Raw genomic sequence first — 17,169 nt, forward strand, 5'->3', positions numbered from 1 at the left:
CCAATCTACACGTCAAAACTAAACCAAAGTGGTTCTTCACAAGGCGGTTACCCGCTTATTTGAAGCCACCCTGGGGACGAGACCAACGCAGGATTCAATGGCGAATACGGCCTCATCACCTCAAAGATTTTGGGGCCGTGAACAGCTCGGTTTTCTCAGATGCAAGCAAGACCATCCCGCTGATTTCCGTCCAGGACTCCGCACTCAAAAAGGCCCAAAACCCGGAGCGCACCAAAAAAAGTAAAAAAATGTGCCCGCGAGCGACCTCTTTTTCATGCCCTTCTCGCTTATTTCAGAAGCCTTTGTACTTGATTACCAGCCTCTTGGTGGCGGTAAGCACACCGCCGGCTATTCAGGGTTTTGGAACGAACGAGCATGTCGAGACGAAAATTCGTCACCACATTCATTTCCTGACAGAAAGCCTAGCCACCGAAAATTCGTCTCTGAGACGCGTTATCAAGCAAGAAGCTTGTAAATTCTGTATATTAGTCTGGTTATCGATGCGTTACGACAGCAGGAATGCAGCAACCGTCTCCCTTGCGACGGAGCCTGCATACCACCCCGAATTCAATCATTTCTCTTTTTTCAAACCAAGATGTCTCCCTGTTGCCCTGCATTCGAATCCGACAACACCTCGAATTTAGCATTCATTCTGTTACTCGAGGACGGCTCCACCGACGACTTTATTCCGGAGGAATTCCATGAAAAGAACGATGTTGTCACTGACCGTGATGTGCCTCGTTTCTGTATGCGCCTTTATCGGCATCAAAGACATCAACCAACCTACAGATTCAACCTTAAACTTGCCACTCAGCCTGAAGGATCCCACCAAACCCAGCCAGGGTTCCGCCTTTAAAAATCTCCCCAAGGAAGAACAGCGCCGCCGCAACACCATCGAGCGCCAACGCTGGGAGTTCGACTTCCTCAAAGATCCGAGCACCGGCCTCATCCCGCCGGATGCAGCAAGCATCCGCGCCCAAGTCCTCAATGACAACCCGCGCGCCAAAAACGCACCAAAACGTCTGGAATCCCTGGTCCCACGTGGGCCGGGCAACTTGGGCGGGCGAACCCGTGCACTCGCATTTGATCGTTCCGACGCAACGGGTCAAACCATGCTGGCCGGCGGCGTGTCTTCCGGTTTATTCCGCAGTGAAAATCGCGGCCAAAGCTGGACGAAGGTCTCGGCCCAGGATGAAATGCACAACGTCACCGCCATTGCCCAGGATCCCCGCAACCCCAACGTCTGGTACTACGGGACCGGGGAGTTAAGTGGAAACTCCGCATCCGATGCAGGCGCAACCTATTATGGCGACGGTATTTGGCGTTCCGAGGACGGCGGCCGCACCTGGTCGCAGATCGAAGCCACCCGCGGCAATTCGGTGGAAAGCCGCGACAATGTTTACGATTATGTCTCGGAACTGGTGGTCCACCCCGTCACCAGTGATCTTTACATCTCCAGTCCCCAGGGCATCTACCGCTTGCGGCAAGACACCGGGGCCCTCGAATTTGTCCTTTCCAGCAGCCTGCCCAACTACGCCAGTTGGGATATGCACGATATCGAAATCAACCCCGACGGCAGCGAAATCTTTGTGGTGATCAGTCAACAAGCCGGACGCAATGCCGGCATTTTCCGCTCAACCACGGGCGACTTTAGCTCCTGGGAACGCTTGGCAGGCGGAACCTTCCCGCTCCCAACCGGATGGCCGCGCGATACGCGCCGCGCCGTGATTGCACTGGACACCGCCAACCGCCAACTTTATGCGTTGATGGTTAACGGCCACTTCAACGATTGTGAAGAAGCCGAGGTCAAGTCCGAGGCGGTCCTGCTACGTCTCGACTTGGCCGGCAACAGCTGGACGGATTTAACCGCCAACATGCCCAACGACGGCGATTGCCTCAGCGGCAACAATCCCTTCGCCGCCCAGGGCGGTTATGACCTGACCCTCAACATCGCACCCAACAACCCCAGTCGCATCTATGTCGGCGGTACCAACCTTTACGTTTCCGACGACGCCTTCACCACCAACACCCAAACACGGCGGATCGGCGGGTACGCGGCCGCGGATACGTACCGAAGTTACGAGGGTCACCACCCCGATATTCATGCGGTCGTTTTTGATCCCACCAACCCCGACATCATCGTGAGTGGCTCCGACGGCGGGCTTCACGCCGCCCTGGTCGGAGACGGAACCGTGGTTTGGGAAAACCTCAACAACGACTACTTCACCTACCAGTACTACCATGTGGCCCTCTCACCCCAAATGGGCGACGTAACCGCCCTGGGCGGCGCCCAAGATAACGGCACCACCGCGGCGATCGGCGGCACCCAGCACATCGAATTTGCCGGCGGTGACGGGGTCGCTGTCGGCTTCGGCGACTACCGCATCGTGGATGGAGAACAGTTACCCGTTCTCTACTACGGCTTTCAACGCGGACCCATCCGACGTTTCAACGGTGAGAACTTTGAATCCATCCGACCCACCGAAGCCGAAGACAGCATCTTCGTCACCTATTTCCATCTCGACCCCGACAATACCCAACACCTCTACTACGCGGCACGGCACCGCTTGTTCGCGACCGACCAAGCCTTGACGGTCGACCCCGACGGTTGGTTTGAACGCACCAGTTTGAGCGAAGCCATTGGGGAAGGGGCCGACATTCGCGCCATGGCAACCACCCGTGGACCTTATGGTGCCGAAAACCACCTCTTTGTGGGCACGAACGACGGCCGCCTCTTCCGCTTAAGCGACCCCGCCAACCCCGAGAATCCCGGTACCCTCCTGGCCATGACCCTGCCGGTTAGCGGCGGGTTGATCAGCAGCATCGCCGTTCATCCCGGTGACGATAGCAAGGTTGTGGTTACCGTTTCTAACTACAAAACCCCCAGCGTGTTCTACAGCGACGACGCAACCGGCGACAACCCGACCTGGACCTTGGTCGAAGGCAACATCGAACAGCTCAGCTTCCGTTCTTCGGCCATCGTTCAAGAACCCGAACGCACGATTTATTTGGTGGGCACCAACGCCGGCCTGTGGAGCACCGAAACCCTCGACGGCGCCAACACGGTTTGGCAACGCGAAGGCCTCGACACCGTCGGTTCGGCAGTCGTCTCCCAACTCGCCCTACGTCCCAGTGACAACAACCTCATCATTGGCACCCACGGCAACGGCATGTTCCAGGCTACTTTTGCCGGCAACGGGGCCGTTAGTTCGACCCAACCCAACCGTTACCACCTCGCCGATATTCGCACCAGCGACGGCGCCGATACCTATGTCGGCATCGTCAACAGCGCGGAGGCGGAAACCCAAGTTGAGATCTTCGCGTTCGACAGCGCGGGTCAACCGCTCGGTCGCAGCGGCGTGCTCCTAAGCCTCACCGCCAAGGCAAGCACCTTCCGCTCAGTTACCAACCTCTTCCCCACCACGGCCGAACGCATTGCCTGGCTTCAAATCGGCGCCGATGCCGAACTCTCGGTTTTTGCCGAAATCCGTGACGCATCCACCCGCGCGGCCTACCTAGCATCGTCGGCGGATCAGCGCGTGTACCTCCCCCACATCGCGAGGGACACCACCAACTTTGAAACCGTCTTGAATGTTGTGAACCCCGAACAAGCCGAAACAGCAATCACCCTCAATGGGTTTCCCGGCGATCAAACCGCAACCATCGACCGCGCAAGCGGTGCCTTCGGCTTCAGCTCACAACCCATCACCGACCACCTCGGCTCCGAGCTGCAACCCGGCCAATGGGCCGAGTTAACAGCACCAGGAACGGGCATCGCCGCCATGGAATCCTTCACCCGACTCCCCAACCGCACCCAAACCGCGGCGCTCGGTCTTAACCAAACGGCGGGCAACACCCTCAACTTTCTCCATGTCGCCACCGATACCAATCAGTTCTGGACGGGCATGGTCTACATCAACCTCGGCGATGTCGCCACCGACGTCACCGAAACCTATTACAACGCGGCGGGCGAAGTCCTGAAAACCGGGGAACGCAACCTGACCGCCAAAGAAAAAATCACCCTGCTCTTCGACTTCGAAAACCAGGAAGAGGTTCCCGCCGGCACCGCCTGGGTGCAGGTGGTCGCCACCCAACCCCTCATCGGGTACGCCCTTTTCGGGGCCCCGAGCATCTCAAACAACGACTACTTCACCGGCCTCCAAGGCAACTACGGCGGCGGTCAACGGTGGCTGTATCCCTATTTCAACAGCTCCGCCGAAACCTTCACCGGCGTGGTGGCGGTCAACCTGGGCGATCAACCGGCCAACCTGACCTTCCACGCCTATGACGCCGCGGGCAACCGTCTCGAATCACGCACGATTGAAGCGGTTTCAGCCAAAACAAAATACGTCACCACCCTTGCCGGTTTGTTCCAAAACGCGGAAACCTTGGCCAACGGCGCCTGGGTTGAAGCGGTAGCGGACGGGTCCGAATGGGCCGGCTTCGTGCTCTGGGGCGACCAAGGCGTCCCGGCCCGTCAACATTTGGCGGGCATCCAAGCCACCCCACTCCCCTAAACCCTTTTACCTAAGAAACGCGATAACTCGCGGCGATTTTGGCGAAACCTCTGGGCTGCAACGGCCCGTAAAAATGCTCACCGCACCCAACGGGTGCGGTCGGGCGCGACCCCGGCTCGCTTTTTACAAACCATTTCGCTCCAGATCTTTAGCCAAAATCCCTCACGCTTATCGCGCTTCTTAGGTTTTACCCATTAACACCTTTCAACAAAGGCCGTATTTCCAAAGCACCATCCGCACGACGCTTTTCGCAAGCGTCCGAACGCCGGTTTTTCCATCGTTTGGACCACCTACCACGCAAAGGCATCCCGCGGTCGCAATGGGGAATGCGGCCTTTTTCCATTGAGGGAGTCCAGATGGTTCAACCGTCTGGGAACAGATATCACTCGCGAATCAAATTTCCAAACTGTAAAACTTTTGCCAACTCAAAACTTTCACCTTAACTTCCTCCCCATTTCTTGGTAGATTGCGTCACCCGGACAAGCTTAATAAAGCATCACGAATAATTATCCAACAAGTCGCCAAGATACGTAAAAAAAGAGAGCGGATTAATGCACATTAAAATATCAAAAGCCATTGAGCTCTTCTTCCCGAACCCAAAACTGGAGCTCGTCTATTTCGAAGCGATTGCCAATGCGATGGACGCGAAAGCCTCGGAAATCGTGGTCGAAAACATCATTGACACCCGCACCAGGCCGACCACCATCGAAATCATCATTTCGGATAACGGCGTAGGGTTTACCGGAAAGAATTTCGCCAAATTCTCCAAGCTACTGAAAACAGACGGCGACGACCATAAAGGCGTTGGTCGCTTGGTGTTCTTGAATTACTTCGATACCGTCCAAATTTCGAGTGTCTTCGGCAGTGAAAAAATAAACTTCGTCTTCGACAAGGCGTTTGAAGGCGAACACGAACTCAAGCCGGTGACAGATACGCTTTACAAGACGGAACTGCATTTCAAGCACTTTAATCATCGAAAAATTCGTTCATATGATGCGATTAACCCAGGCAATTTAAAAGCATCCATGATGCGGCATTTTTTCCCATATTTTTACGACAAGAAACTGCGTCATGAATATTTAAATATTCAGTTTCGACAAGAGCTTTACGAACATGGCCAAACAGAACCTATTATTACGGAACAATCTTTTAATATTGATGAAATCGAGGACCTCACCCGCGCCTCCTTTAGCGCGGAAGTGGCCGGGACCGCGGTTCCTTTTGAGGTGCTTTATGCCGTCAAAAAAACGGAAGGGCCCACCACCGTGGTCACCGCCGTTTGCTGCGACGGTCAAACCATCCCCCTCAATTTATTGGGCCGCAAACAATTGCCGCCAGGCACCAACTTGGTGTTTTTGGTGGTGTCCCCGTTTTTCAAAGGTAAGTCGGATTCCTCGCGACAGCGCTTGGAACTGGAGGAAACCCAGCAAAAACAGTTAAAAGAATGCTTAACGGAACAACCGGCGGGGATCCTCCACGAACAGGTTCCTGAAATTCGTGCGTTTAACCAACGCTTGATGGGCGATTACGCGGATCGATACCCCCACTTGCAAGGCTATTTCCACAGCAGCGGCGCCGGATTAATGGAACGCCGCCAGGTTTTGGAAGCAGCCCAACGCAAGTTTTTCGAAGCGCAGCGGGAAATCTTGGACGCGGATCATTTCGATAGGGAAACCTACGAAAAATCGCTGGAAATTTCATCACGACTGCTTACCGAGTACCTTCTCTACCGCAACCTCATCATCAAAAAACTCACCGAGATGGACGAACGTGAAGCTGAAGCCGCCATTCACAACGCCATCGTGCCCATGCGAAAGACCCTTCAGAACAAGGGATTTAACGAACACATCTTCTTCAACAACGCCTGGCTTATCGACGACAAGTTCATGAACTTTCGCACGATTTTGAGCAACCAAGATTTTACCGCCATCGCCAAAGAACTCGAAATAGAGGACAACGAATTCAAAGGCAAAGAACGGCCCGACATCACCATTATTTTTTCGGACGATGTCAACAAAACCGAGAAGGTCGACGTGGTCATGGTGGAACTCAAAAAAAGGGGGTTACCGCTAGCGGGAAAGGAAGAAGTGGTTAGCCAATTGAGGCAACGGGCCCGTAAATTGGCGCGTTGGTACAAAAGCAAAATCCAACGGATTTGGCTTTACGGCATTGTCGATTTTGACGAAGCCTTCCACGTCTCTTTGCTTGAGGACCAATTCATCGAGCTGTATTCAAAAGGCAACCTTTATTACCGGGAATACCCCATCATTCCCAACCAAGAAGACAAACACCACCCGATTCCCCTCGGCATTTTTGTCCTTGATTACCAGGCGTTTATCAAGGACGCGGCGGCACGGAACAAAACCTTTTTAGAAATCCTCAAATCCGGTTTCGCTGCTGAATAGCGGCATCGCCCGCCCACTCAGGAAGGGGCCGCCGCCGGGTTTCGCCGTCTAGAAAAACAGCATGTGTTTGTCTTCGTACTTTCGCGTAAAACGCGCGTAGTTCTCCAATCGCCGGCGCTGCCGCATGAAATCCAGCAAACCTTTAAGGCCGGGCTCTTTCGCCACGGCCTTCGCGACCGATTGCTCACGGCCACCGGCTTGATCCGCGGGCGGCGCCACCAAATCGTGACGCCCTTCTAAATCAACGCGAACGCAAACCGGGTTGGCCGAGTCGGCCGGTGATAAGTTCAAAAACACATCGTAGCAGTAACACTCGGGATCGCCGCAGAACCCCGTGTCGAGTTGCCAGGATTCACCGCCGCTTCGGATACTGCCCAAACTCCCCTGTTCCGGCGCGGCACCGCGCAACAGCAATGCCTTGGGCACCTCAAAGGCGCCTGATTCCTCAAAGTTCAATTCACGCAACACCATGCGTCGTCGGAGGTACATCAAGTGAAGGTAGCGTTCCTGGAATTCTTCCGTCTGCTCGGCAATGCGAAAGACCTGCTGGACTTCGTCCGGCAGCGGTTTCTGATGTTCATCCAACCATTGCCCGTCGGCCGTGTACCAAGTCGTTTTGGGTTCATCACCCGCGAACCAATCACATTTCAGATTGTCACAGGGACATCCGTGGGTCGCACAGATCGTGGCGTAAAGGCGAAAGGTAACCTCGCCGTCTTCGAATTGAATGGAAAAATAACCCAAGTCGTAGGACGTCTCGCGGTTGACGTCGTTGAGTTCCAAATGAACTTTGCGAATCTCCATAAAAAGGCCTCACCCAACAAGAAAACCCTGCTTCCCTCCCTAGCCCGCATTTCTCACAAGAAATGCGGGCTAGACCAGGCCAAAACCGGCCGCCAGGTAGAAGCAGGGTTGGTAAGCATACCGCAAAAACAGCGAATTACATATTTCGTCGGTACTGACCACCCACGGTGTACAGCAAGCCGGAGATTTGCCCCAGCGAACAGTAACGGGTTGCATCAAGCAGTTGGACGAATACGTTGTCGTTGTTCTCGGCCGCGCCTTTGACATGGCTCAGCGCTTCCGCCAAGCGACCACCGTGGAACTGTTGGTAGTTGGCCAGGTATTGGATCTGCTGCTCTTTCTCTTCTTCCGTGGAACGAATCAACTCCGGCGCGCCATGCTCTTCCTCACCATCGGGATTCAGGAAGGTGTTCACCCCGATAATCGGCAGCTTGCCGTTGTGTTTCAGTTCCTCGTAGTACATGGACTCTTCTTGGATTTTGCCGCGCTGGTATTGGGTCTCCATCGCGGACAACACCCCGCCCCGCTCGGAAATGCGCACGAACTCGGTGAGAATGGCCTCTTCGACCAACTCGGTCAGTTCTTCGATAATGAAGGCGCCTTGCAGGGGGTTCTCGTTTTTGGCGAGGCCCAACTCGCGGTTGATGATCAACTGAATCGCCATCGCGCGGCGAACGGAAGCTTCCGTCGGCGTGGTGATGGCTTCATCGTATGCATTGGTATGCAACGAGTTACAGTTGTCATAAATCGCATAAAGCGCCTGCAGGGTGGTGCGGATATCGTTGAAATCGATCTCCTGGGCATGCAGCGAACGACCACTGGTTTGGATGTGGTATTTCAGCTTTTGCGAGCGACCGTTGGCGCCATAACGGCGTTCCATCGCCACGGCCCAAATCCGACGGGCAACGCGCCCGATCACCGCGTATTCGGGATCAATCCCGTTGGAGAAGAAGAAACTCAGGTTGGGCGCGAAATCGTTGATATTCATGCCCCGCGCCAAGTAGTACTCGACAAAGGTAAAGCCGTTGGCGAGGGTGAAGGCCGCCTGACTGATCGGGTTCGCGCCGGCCTCGGCGATGTGGTACCCGCTGATAGAAACGCTGTAGTAATTGCGCACGCCTTTTTCGATAAAAAACGACTGCACATCACCCATGAGTTTGAGCGAGAACTCGGTGGAAAAGATACAGGTATTTTGCGCCTGATCTTCCTTGAGGATATCGGCTTGAACCGTACCGCGCACGGATTTGAAAACGTCGGCGCTAATCCGTTCGTAGGTCTCGGTGTCAACCAGTTCCTTGCCGGACATCCCCAACAAACCCAGCCCGAAGCAGCGATCACTATCGGCATCGTAGTCCATGCCCTCGTAGTAGGGCAGGGCGAGGCCTTTGTCTTGGTAGCTTTGTTGGATGGTGGCCCTCGCCGCATCCAGCCGCCCCGCGTTTTTGAGATGACGTTCGATCTGTTGATCAATCGCCGCGTTCATGTAGAAACCGAGAATAATCGGTGCCGGTCCATTGATGGTCATCGACACCGAGGTTTTGGAATCGCAAAGATCGAAGCCGCTGTAGAGCTTCTTCATATCGTCGAGGTTACAAATCGAAACCCCGGAGTTGCCAATTTTTCCGTAGATATCAGGCCGCCGCGCCGGATCTTCACCGTAAAGGGTTACCGAATCGAAGGCCGTTGATAAACGCTTGGCGGGCTGATCCTTGGATACATAGTGGAAACGACGGTTGGTTCGTTCCGGGGTCCCCTCTCCCGCGAACATCCGCGTGGGGTCCTCGCCCTGCCGCTTAAAGGGAAACACACCGGCCGTGTAAGGAAAAGAACCAGGCACGTTTTCCAGCATCATCCACTTGAGCAAATCGCCCCAGTCCTGATAGTCAGGCAAACTGACCTTGGCGATCCGTGACCCGGAAAGCGAGGTCGTGAATAAGGTGCTGCGAATTTCTTTGTCACGGATGCGCGTTACCAGTTCGTCACCGCGATAGGCTTGTTTTGCGGCCGGCCAAGCGTCGAGCAATTTGCGACAACGCGGATCGAGTTTGGCCTCGTAGTAGGCAATTTCCCGCTGGAGGGATTCAATCACCGGCTGGAAATCGGGTGGTGACAAATTCACCTCGGCGGTGCCGTCGGCTTCAGCCGAAATATTGAGATCAGTCTGACCCATGCGTGCCTTAAGCGCCGCCACCGAACCGTTGAGTTGGTAAAGCACACGCGCATGTTCTGCTTGCTCCCCAACCCATTGCTTGTAACCACGCACCGTTTCAGCAATCCCCGCCAAATAACGCTGACGCTCACCGGGGATGATCGGCGCCTTGGTGGGAACACCGACCCAATCCATTTGCGGGACAGGCCAGCCGAGATGGCACTTGCTGTTAAGGCTTTCAATCAGGGAACGGAAGAAGTGATTGGTGCCCTTGTCGTTAAATTGAGAAGCGATGGTGGGGAAAACAGGAAGTTTTTCGTCGGCAACATCAAACCAGCCGCGGTTGCGTTTGACCTGTTTGCGGATATCGCGCAAGGCGTCCTCGGCCCCGCGTTTCTCAAACTTGTTGAGCACCACCATATCGGAAAGATCGAGCATATCAATTTTCTCAAGCTGGGTGGCGGCGCCGTACTCGCTGGTCATCACATAAATGGCGTAATCCACCAAATCGACAATTTCCGAATCGGCCTGGCCGATCCCGGCGGTTTCCACGATGACCAAATCGTAGCCCGCATGCTGCAAGGTCGCAATCGCGCCTTCCATACATTCACTGGTGGCGCGGTTGGAGGCGCGGGTGGCCAGGGAGCGCATGAACACTTGCGCGTGGCCCTCCGCATCGGGACAGGCCACCGCGTTCATGCGGATCCGGTCACCGAGCAAGGCGCCGCCGGTGCGGCGTTTGGAGGGATCAACGGAAATAATGCCCAGTTTTTTGTCGGGAAAGTGATCGATAAAACGGCGCACCAATTCATCGGTGAGCGAGGATTTACCGGCGCCGCCCGTGCCGGTGATGCCGACCACGGGGATGGTGCTGATGCGTTCCGGCCCCGTGCTTTGACCCAGTTCCAGGGCCGTAATCGCACGCGCGACGCGGTTCACGGGCGGAAGATCGTCGCCCGCCAAGGCCGTGGTGTCAAAATCGGCCTGTTCCATCATGTGTTCGATCATGCCGACCAAACCCATCACCGCGCCGTCCTCCGGCGAAAAAATGCGGCAAATGCCGTAATCGTGGAGTTCTTTGATTTCGGCGGGTACGATGACCCCGCCACCGCCGCCAAAGATCTTGATGTGGCCGGCCCCGCGTTCACGGAGCAAATCGTACATATATTTAAAGTACTCCATGTGGCCGCCCTGGTAGGAGCTTACCGCGATCCCTTGGGCGTCTTCCTGAACGGCGGCATCGACAATTTCCCCAACGGAACGGTTATGGCCGAGGTGAATGACCTCGGCACCAAGCGACTGCAAAATACGACGCATAATGTTGATCGAAGCGTCGTGCCCGTCGAACAGGGATGCCGCGGTAACAAAACGAATTTTATTCTGGCGGTTGGACGGGCCGTCGCCCCGCTTGGACTCTGCCGATTCGGCAACAGGTGTCGTCATGACGCCTCCCATATCTTTCTCGTGGATCCATTCACAGGTGCTGCCTTAGAAGCCAACAACAACGTTCGGCGAATGCCTTTCCCCCGAAATCGCACTCAGCCGACCCCCCTGTTGCCGCCGGCGCAACCGCGACGTTTTAGGCACAGGGTCGCACACAAAAAACCGTCGCGATAGGCGGTCCGTCCATCTCGAGAGATGGACCATTCGCCGCTCGGCGAATTGTGTCACAGCACATGGTTCATTGTACCCGATGCGCGCGGGATTGACGGCGAAAGGTGCCGGTGTACGAAAAGGCATCCGCTTCGCCGGCACCGGCTGCACCACTTTCCTTGTATCAACCCGTGCTGGTTCTGCTAACCTGCATCTTCACCAGCGTGAATTCAATGGTTGCTCCCTCATATTAGCGTGGCGTTGCCGATGCGCGGCCCGCCGCACGAACCAAGTAGGTGCCTCATGGTCGCTCCTTCGGCCCGCCCCCTGGCCATCGCCCACCGCGGCTTTTCCCAAGCATACCCGGAAAACACCCTTGCCGCGTTTGACGCCGCCCTGGAACACCCCGTGGACGGCTTCGAGTTCGATGTACAAATCACCTCCGACGAGGTGCCCATCCTTTTTCACGACAGCAGCTTGCGCAGAGTGTCCGGCAGCTTGGCCCTGGTTCGCTTTCGAACCGCCGCCCAAATGGGCGACCTCGATTACGGTAAATGGTTCGACACGCAATTTACAGGCACCGCGCTTTTAGATCTCGATACTTTTCTGGCCAGGTACCGTGGACGAACCCGATTACTGTTGGAACTCAAGGTGGAAAAAGGGGTAACGCGCGGCAAGCGACGGCACCTTCTGGCCGAAATCGTCACCGCCGCCGTGCGCCGCCACAACGCCGCCGCCTCTGTCGAAATTTTGTGTTTTGATCTGGACACCCTGAAATATTGCCACAAGCTGGCGCCGGAAATCCCCTGTGTCCTCAACCAGCGCAAACCGCGTTTTTTGCCGGAGGCTTCCTTCTTGGGCGCCTATTCGTGCAGCATTCGCGGCCTAACCCAAAACTTCGTCGAAACCGTGCATGGCGCGGGCAAGCCGGTTTACTGTTTTACCATCAACGACGAAGCGCGCATGCAACAGGCCTTGGACGCGGGCGTCGATGCGGTGATGTCCGACCGAACCCCCTGGATGTTGCAACAATTGACACGGCGATTCGGGCCACCCCGCCCGCGTTGACATGGAGCCAAAATTGGCTCGCCCTTTGCTTCTGATCAAGCTGGGTTTCCTTTCGGCAAGCCTGAAACCTAAGCAGCGCGATAACGCGCGGTGATTTTCGCTAAACCTCTGGGCTGCAAAGGCATGTAAAAATACGCACCGCACCTGGTGGGTGCGGTCGGGCGCGACCCCGGTCCGCTTTTTTCAAACCCTTTCGCTCCAGATCTTTATCGAAAACCCCTCGCTTCAGCGCCTCTTAAGTAAAACCCAACAAGAATTGCTCATTTTAAAGGGTGTGGAATGATGACGCGCGGTCTGATCCTGGCCATTTTGACATTTGCCTTGCTAATCATTGCCAATTTGGCGGTATTTGGTTTTCTGAGTTTTGGGGTCCTCTCCGAAACCCTGGTTCGCGAAAAGCTGGTAAACGGTTTACACGAGGCCGAACGCCTCATGCAGGAAGAGCTTGGTTTAGATCCACTCGACGGTGAAACCGCCGGACTCGCCCTTTCGCGCCAAATAGCACCACGATTGCGTAAATTTTCTTTTTTTGTTTCGGTGGTCATCCTCGACCGCAACGGCCGTGTCCTTCACCGGGAGAAAATCCGCGGTGATGTGGTCGTCGGCACCAACCAAAACCCACCCCGCCCCCACCCCGAAAACAAGCTCGGCCCTAGCATGATCCCCGTCGGCACGCAATCCACCAACCTGCCTTCCGACCAACAACTCGCCCTGGAATACCATCCCGGCCTGATCGAGCAAGAAGTGGCCACCCTGCGCCGCGACTTAAACCGCAAACTCACCATCGCCATCGTGTTATCGGTCGTGCTCTTGGGATTGGGTTTGGCGTATGTGATTTGGGCGTACCGCCGAAACAGAGAACTCCAAGAACAAGCAACCAAAGCAGACCAAATGGCTTACGTGGGCACCCTTGCCAGCGGATTGGCGCATGAAATTCGCAACCCGCTTAACTCGATGAACATGAACGTCCAGCTTATTCAAGAAGAACTGGAAGAACGCAGCGTGCACGATATGGAGGATTTAAGCGACATGCTGGGCGCCACGCGCAAGGAAATCATGCGGCTGGAACGCCTCGTTTCTTCGTTCCTAAGCTACGCGCGACCCGGTGATATCGAGCTGCGCCCCTGCAGTGTCAACGACTTGATTCAAGCAGTTTTACAGTTCCTCGAACCCGAGATCCGCAAAAGCGGTATTGTTTTAAAAACCAACTTTGACGCAGACCTCGCCAAAATCCCCATGGACGAAGCCCAAATGCGGCAAGCATTGCTCAACATCATCCAAAACTCGGTCCAAATCCTCAAGCCCGGAAAAGTCCTCGAGATCTCGACCCAAGCCGCCTCCGGTGATAAGGTGCATATTAAGGTCAGCGACAACGGACCCGGCATTTCAGAGCCGGAGCTCAAAAACATTTTTAAGGTCTTTTACTCCACCCGCATCGGCGGCACCGGCCTAGGCTTGCCGATTGCGTTGCGGATCGCCGAACGCCATCAGGGCCGCATTGATGTCGAAAGCCGCGTCGGCGTGGGAACCACCTTTACCATCGCGCTGCCCAAGGAGGCCGTTGCCGCGTGACACAACTGATTTTGGTGCCAACCGCGCTCGAGCGCGATTTCCTATTTGGTGCCGACACCCTTATTCCACAAGCTTCACCCGACTGGATTGTCGCCCGCATCGGCCCGCACCGCGTCGCCCTGTGCGGGATCGGCCCGGCCGCCGCGGCCATGAGCGCCTATGCCTTGGCGGCGCGCTACCAACCCAGCCGCATCATTTTGGTGGGTATTGCCGGTGTATTTCCCAAGGCGGGTCCACAACCCGGCGATTTGCTTCAAGTAAACCAAGACAGCTTTGCGGATCTCGGTTACCAGGATCAACGCGCATTTTTCAATTTAGACCACATGAAGCTGCCCCACTTACCCCAAAGCAAGGGCGCCGCGGGTTGTCGCTTTACCTTGGCGACCCCGTTCGATCTACCGCGAGCCGCCGCGGTCACGGTTTCCACCATCACCAGCAGCGCCGAACGCGCCGACGCCTTGTGGCAGGCCTTTGGTGCCCCGTTGGAAAACATGGAAGGCGCGGCCGTTGCGCTGGCCGCCGCCCAGCAGGGTATCCCTTTTTCTCAGCTCCGCGCGGTCAGCAACCTCGTGGGCCCCCGCGATCCCAAATCCTGGCTCATTAAGGAACCCCTTGCCCGCTTGGGCCGCCTGTTACGCAAGACCTTGCCCTGATCGAATCCCTTCGTAAAGGAAACGCCATGGTTTATTTTTCGTCCTCGCACGATTTGCTCCGCGACCTCGTTCGCCGCTTTGTTCATGAAGACATCCTCCCCTACGTGGATACCTGGGAGCAGGAAGGTTTGTTCCCGCGCGACCTGTACCGCAAGGCCGGCAGCCTCGGCATTCTCGGCGTCGGTTTCGGAGAACGCTACGGCGGCAGCGATACCGACCTTTTCCACACCATTGTGGTTTCGGAGGAACTCACCGCCTGCGGCGCGCAAGGCATCCCCGCCGGACTGGGTTCACACATGATTGCCTGTCCCCCGCTGCTCATGGGCGCCTCGGAAGAACTCAAACAAAAAGTCCTGCCACCCGTGCTGACGGGCGAAGCCGTTGCCGCGCTGGCAATCACCGAACCCAACGCGGGCTCGGATGTGGCCGGCATCCAAACCCGCGCGATTTCCGACGGCGACCACTACCGGGTCAACGGGGCCAAAACCTTTATTACCAGCGGAACCCGCGCCGATTTCTACACCACCGCGGTGCGCACCGGCGGCGAAGGCCGCAAAGGCGTCTCGCTGCTCCTGATTGAACGCGATACACCGGGATTTAAGGTCGCCGCGCCGCTGAAGAAGATGGGTTGGCGCTGTTCCGATACCGCCGAACTCAGTTTTGAGGATTGCCGGGTGCCCAAAAGCAACCTCATCGGTGCGGAAAATGAGGGTTTCCAACTCATCATGCAAAACTTCTTGGCGGAACGCCTGCAGTTGGCGGTCATGGCCTACGCCACCGCGGATCTGGCGCTCAAGGACGCGTTGGCTTATGCCCGCACCCGCCAGGCCTTCGGTGCGCCGCTCACCGCCAACCAAGTCATTCGCCACAAGCTGGTCGACATGCAGAGCAAAATCGATGTGGCCCGCGCCTATGTGTACCATACCGCCGCGTTGATTGAGGCCGGCCAAATCGCGCTCCAGCAAGCAGCCATTGCCAAAAACCAGGCGGTTGAAATCTGTTCCTTTGTGGTTGACCAGGCCGTACAGATCTTTGGCGGCTTGGGCTACATGGAGGGCGTCCGTGTCGAGCGTTTGTACCGCGATGCGCGCCTGTTGCCGATCGGCGGCGGCACGCAAGAGATCATGAAAGAAATCATTTGGAAAACAATGGATCGCGGTTAAGCCGTGAAGGGATCGTGCAGGGCAAGCGCACCAATCTGGCCACCGCTCCGAAACTTCTCGGAGAACAACACCCGACAACTGCCCCAACGGGCGGCGGCCACAACCAAGGCATCGCGACAGGAGAGTTTGCGCTCGTCAGCTAAACTTAGCGCCGACTGATACAGCTCGGACGTCGGATAAACCTCGCACAGTGGGAGGAGGACCCGCTCCAAATAGGATTCGGCGTCGGGCTGGCTTAACTTCACCTCGAAGCGATCCAGGACCAAGGTCAGCACCTCTTCCACGATCTGGTAGCTAATGATGCCGACGTGTTCCGCCAGAGCCGTGCCAATCAGCTTGCGCGCTATTTCGCACCGGCCGGGATTGCTTTCGTCAAAACTCGCCAAAAAGATCCCGGTATCGATAAAGTATCTTCCAACCATGTTCAAAACCTTCCTGATGTTGTGAAATCACACCCTAGGCATTCTCCTCGGGCGCGGGCGCGACCTTGGGTTTGGCGTAATTGATTTTTTGCATAAGTTGTTGGTAGCCGTCGAGATCGCGTTCTTTCCCGGCATAACGTGCCAACCATTCGCGAAACAGGGCGTTGAGGGTTCGTTTTTCCAGAGCCGCTCGGGCACGGGCGCGCTGAATCAGCGATTCCTCGGCACTGAGGGTAATATTTTTCAACATAAGCTGCTCCTTAGCCACCGGCCCCCACGGAAGGAACATCCCCGCGGGGCGAAGGCCTCATTCCCCAACAGGGGAACGATGATCTCTGAGAACCATTGATGTGAATCTTTTCGGCTGGGAGCGGTTGGAGCTTAACCCGCAAGTTTTCGAAGAGCCGGGAAATGGGTTCGCGATGCGACCCAAAAACCATGGCCGCGTCACCCCGCAATCAATCACGAATTTTTCTCAAAAAAAATAACAAACTTTTCCAAAAGGTTTTCGTTTAGGTTTAGCGAGTGGTGGCGTGGTAGAACATGATTCATCAGCAAAAAAGCGACACCTGTTATCCGCAACCAAATCAGCGCGACCCATCACCCATCGGTGGTACCGCGTTTGGTTCATTTTTTAACCTAAAGTGTGCGATTCGGGTGGATGCAATCGCGAAACATGTTGGGAAAAGCACAGGCGGACTTGTAAGGTACGTCGAACATTTTCACGACATGTTGCAGCCCAACAGGTTGTGCGAGTGCGCCGCCAAGAATCGATCAATTTAGGTTTGATTCGTCGTAACCAGGGACCCAAATCGCGCCTTCC

General features: G+C 55.9%; 10 protein-coding genes. 6 read left to right on the top strand and 4 right to left on the bottom strand.

Annotated elements, in window-relative coordinates; genetic code table 11:
- Positions 1–701 precede the first annotated feature (701 nt).
- Positions 702–4,517, top strand: a complete 3,816-nt coding sequence (locus J3U88_RS16800) for a WD40/YVTN/BNR-like repeat-containing protein (protein ID WP_207860085.1) — start codon at positions 702–704, stop codon at positions 4,515–4,517.
- Between the two features lie 551 nt (positions 4,518–5,068).
- Entirely contained in the window at positions 5,069–6,922 is a 1,854-nt protein-coding gene (locus J3U88_RS16805; RefSeq protein WP_207860086.1) for an ATP-binding protein, read from the top strand.
- Between the two features lie 48 nt (positions 6,923–6,970).
- Here J3U88_RS16805 and J3U88_RS16810 read toward each other — a convergent pair whose 3' ends face one another.
- Complete coding sequence (locus tag J3U88_RS16810) at positions 6,971–7,726, bottom strand: hypothetical protein (RefSeq protein WP_207860087.1); 756 nt, start codon at positions 7,724–7,726, stop codon at positions 6,971–6,973.
- Between the two features lie 136 nt (positions 7,727–7,862).
- On the bottom strand, positions 7,863–11,318 hold the full coding sequence (locus tag J3U88_RS16815; RefSeq protein ID WP_207860088.1) for a methylmalonyl-CoA mutase family protein: 3,456 nt from the start codon (positions 11,316–11,318) through the stop codon (positions 7,863–7,865).
- 453 nt (positions 11,319–11,771) lie between these two features.
- On the opposite strand from J3U88_RS16815, the gene J3U88_RS16820 reads away from it, so the two are divergent.
- The 4 genes from J3U88_RS16820 (at position 11,772) to J3U88_RS16835 (ending at position 15,924) form a co-directional block, all read left to right on the top strand.
- The gene (locus tag J3U88_RS16820) at positions 11,772–12,536 is read left to right on the top strand and encodes a glycerophosphodiester phosphodiesterase (protein ID WP_207860089.1); all 765 of its coding nucleotides are present in this window, start codon (positions 11,772–11,774) and stop codon (positions 12,534–12,536) included.
- Between the two features lie 279 nt (positions 12,537–12,815).
- Positions 12,816–14,108, top strand: a complete 1,293-nt coding sequence (locus J3U88_RS16825; protein ID WP_207860090.1) for a two-component system sensor histidine kinase NtrB — start codon at positions 12,816–12,818, stop codon at positions 14,106–14,108.
- On the top strand, positions 14,105–14,761 hold the full coding sequence (mqnB, locus tag J3U88_RS16830; protein WP_207860091.1) for a futalosine hydrolase: 657 nt from the start codon (positions 14,105–14,107) through the stop codon (positions 14,759–14,761). The genes J3U88_RS16825 and mqnB overlap by 4 nt, the downstream gene beginning before the upstream one ends.
- A gap of 26 nt (positions 14,762–14,787) precedes the next feature.
- Positions 14,788–15,924: an acyl-CoA dehydrogenase family protein gene (locus J3U88_RS16835; protein WP_207860092.1), complete on the top strand. Its 1,137-nt coding sequence runs from the start codon at positions 14,788–14,790 to the stop codon at positions 15,922–15,924.
- Here the strand turns inward: J3U88_RS16835 and J3U88_RS16840 are convergent.
- Together J3U88_RS16840 and J3U88_RS16845 are read right to left on the bottom strand one after the other, a co-directional pair.
- Positions 15,921–16,346, bottom strand: coding sequence for a PIN domain-containing protein (locus J3U88_RS16840; RefSeq protein ID WP_207860093.1), 426 nt, complete (start codon positions 16,344–16,346; stop codon positions 15,921–15,923). The genes J3U88_RS16835 and J3U88_RS16840 overlap by 4 nt on opposite strands.
- Before the next feature lie 34 nt (positions 16,347–16,380).
- Positions 16,381–16,596: a hypothetical protein gene (locus J3U88_RS16845; protein WP_207860094.1), complete on the bottom strand. Its 216-nt coding sequence runs from the start codon at positions 16,594–16,596 to the stop codon at positions 16,381–16,383.
- Positions 16,597–17,169: the final 573 nt, after the last annotated feature.

Source organism: Acanthopleuribacter pedis (genome assembly GCF_017377855.1).
GTDB classification, from domain to species: Bacteria; Acidobacteriota; Holophagae; order Acanthopleuribacterales; family Acanthopleuribacteraceae; genus Acanthopleuribacter; species Acanthopleuribacter pedis.